The sequence below is a fragment of the Streptomyces sp. NPDC054863 genome, assembly GCF_053610825.1.
Genome location: NZ_JBSGZD010000514.1, coordinates 1 through 2,512 on the forward strand (window position 1 = coordinate 1; position 2,512 = coordinate 2,512).

3 protein-coding genes and 1 tRNA gene are annotated in these 2,512 nt (G+C 67.5%); 2 read left to right on the forward strand and 2 right to left on the reverse strand.

The window, feature by feature from the left end; all coding sequences use genetic code 11:
* Nucleotides 1-51: 51 nt before the first annotated feature.
* Together chpH and ACWGIG_RS38405 are read right to left on the reverse strand one after the other, a co-directional pair.
* Complete coding sequence (chpH, locus tag ACWGIG_RS38400; protein ID WP_453326365.1) at nt 52-285, reverse strand: chaplin ChpH; 234 nt, start codon at nt 283-285, stop codon at nt 52-54.
* A gap of 169 nt (nt 286-454) precedes the next feature.
* Complete coding sequence (locus ACWGIG_RS38405; RefSeq protein WP_453326366.1) at nt 455-1,780, reverse strand: M20/M25/M40 family metallo-hydrolase; 1,326 nt, start codon at nt 1,778-1,780, stop codon at nt 455-457.
* A 206-nt stretch (nt 1,781-1,986) separates the two neighbouring features.
* On the opposite strand from ACWGIG_RS38405, the gene ACWGIG_RS38410 reads away from it, so the two are divergent.
* Nucleotides 1,987-2,074 (forward strand) — tRNA-Leu (locus ACWGIG_RS38410).
* A gap of 74 nt (nt 2,075-2,148) precedes the next feature.
* Nucleotides 2,149-2,505 carry a zinc ribbon domain-containing protein YjdM gene (locus ACWGIG_RS38415; protein ID WP_453326367.1) on the forward strand — a complete coding sequence of 119 codons (357 nt, stop codon included), beginning with the start codon at nt 2,149-2,151 and terminating at the stop codon, nt 2,503-2,505.
* Nucleotides 2,506-2,512: the final 7 nt, after the last annotated feature.

Below are 2,512 nucleotides of genomic sequence, written 5' to 3' on the forward strand. Positions count from 1 at the left end.
CTCCGGGGCCGCCCGGGAATTTCAGACCCTCAAGGGGTCATACACACAGCGTCACTTGTTGATGCAGGTGTTGCCGAAGGTGGGGTTCAGCAGACCGATCACGGAGACCGTGTTACCGCACGCGTTCACCGGCACGTGGACCGGGACCTGAATGACGTTGCCCGAGACCACACCGGGGGAGTTCAGCGCGGCACCCTGGGCACCCGCGTCGGCGACGGCCATGCCCGCACCCGCGAGAACGAGGCCACCCGTAGCAGCCGCAGCAGCGACGATCTTCTTGATCATTGTTGTTCCTCCTAGTTGAAAGGTGCGATCCCAGCCGCGGACCGCATCACCTGTAACGAAGAGAAACCGGCGGGGCTACGACCCCGACCCTCCATTCACCCTTTTCATTCAAGTAGCACGTGCGGGCGAATAGCTGAGCAATACGTTTCCTCAGCCGTCACCCCGGGCATCAGCAGTTGTCGATGAACCGGTCCAGCACCCGGGCGCCGAACTTGAGCCCGTCGACCGGCACCCGCTCGTCCACGCCGTGGAACATGCCGGCGAAGTCCAGCTCCGGGGGCAGCTTGAGCGGCGCGAAGCCGAAGCTGCGGATGCCGAGGTCGTCGAAGGACTTGGCGTCCGTGCCGCCGGAGAGCATGTACGGGACGGCCCGCGCGATGGGGTCCTCGGCCTTGAGCGCGATCTGCATGGCGTCGACGAGGTCCCCGTCGAAGCTGGTCTCCAGGGCCCTGTCGCCGTGCACGTCCTCGCGCTTGACCTTGGGGCCGAGGATCCGGTCCAGGTCGGCGAGGAACTCTTCCTCGTAACCGGGCAGGAAGCGCCCGTCGACGTGGGCGGTCGCCTGCCCCGGGATCACGTTCACCTTGTATCCGGCGCCCAGCATCGTCGGGGCGGCGGAATTGCGCAGGGTCGCGCCGATCATCTTGGCGATGCCGCCGAGCTTGGCGAGGGTGGCCTCCATGTCCTCGGGGTCGAGGGGGGTGCCGAGTGCGTCGGAGAGCTCGTCGAGGAAGGACCGTACGGTCTTGGTCATCCTGACCGGCCACTGGTGGCGCCCCAGTCGGCCGACGGCCTCGCACAGCTCGGTGATCGCGTTGTCGCTGTTGGTCATGGAGCCGTGGCCCGCCGTCCCTTCGACGGTGAGCCGCATCCAGTGCATGCCCTTCTGGGCGGTCTCCACGAGGTACAGGCGCAGGTTCTCGTTCACGGTGAAGGAGAAGCCGCCGACCTCGCCGATGGCCTCGTTGACGCCCTCGAAGAGGCCGGGGTGGTTGTCGACGAGATGCCGTGCGCCGTACGTGCCGCCGGCCTCCTCGTCGGCGAGGAAGGCCAGCACGATGTCGCGCGGGGGCTTGCGGCCGGTGCGCATGCGGTCGCGCACGACCGCGAGGGTCATCGCGTCCATGTCCTTCATGTCGACCGCGCCGCGACCCCACACGCAGCCGTCGGCGATCTCGCCGGAGAACGGGTGGTGCGTCCAGTCCTCCGCGTTGGCCGGCACGACGTCGGTGTGGCCGTGGATGAGGAGCGCGGGCCGCGACGGGTCCTCGCCCTCGATGCGGGCCACGGTCGAGGCGCGCCCCTTGTGGGACTCGAAGATCTTCGGTTCGAGGCCGACCTCGGCGAGCTTCTCCGCGACGTACTCGGCTGCCTTGCGCTCCCCGGGCCCGGAGTGGTCGCCGTAGTTGCTGGTGTCGATGCGGATGAGATCCCGGCAGAGGTCGACGACCTCGTCCTCGCCGCTCACTGCCCGGGTCGTGTTCGACTCGCTCACGCTGCTTCCTCCCACTGCGTTGCTGGTGGTCCCCCTCATCCTCCCGCTCCCGGCTCCGCCGCCCAAGGGGGGCCCACCCCCGCAATGTGCCGTTCACGCAGGTGGGAGGGGACGAGAAGGGTGGTGATCGGGCACCCGAAACCCCTGGTATTGTTTTCCACGTCGGAACGGGACAGCGCAGAACAGCCCCGAACGGCAGACACCTTGTCCGGGTGGCGGAATGGCAGACGCGCTAGCTTGAGGTGCTAGTGCCCTTTATCGGGCGTGGGGGTTCAAGTCCCCCCTCGGACACCACAGAGAAGGCCCCAGTTCATCTGGGGTCTTTTTGCATGTCCTGGCCTGCTCCCACAGGCCGATACGCTGGGCGAATGATGGAGAACCTCCCCCCTTGCCCCGAATGTTCCTGTGAGTACACCTACGAGATGGACGCCCTCGTGGTGTGCCCGGAGTGCGGGCACGAGTGGGTGCCCCAGGAGGGGGCGGCCGACGGCGGTGACTCGGGGCCGGCTGCCGTGCGGGACTCCGTGGGGAACGTGCTGAACGACGGGGACAGTGTGACTGTCGTGAAGGCGCTCAAGGTGAAGGGCAGCCCGTCGGGGATCAAGGCGGGCACCAAGGTGCGGGGCATCCGGCTGGTCGACCCGGTCGACGGGCACGACATCGACTGCAAGGTGGACGGCTTCGGGGCGATGCGTCTCAAGTCGAGCCTGGTGAAGAAGGTCTGAGACGGGG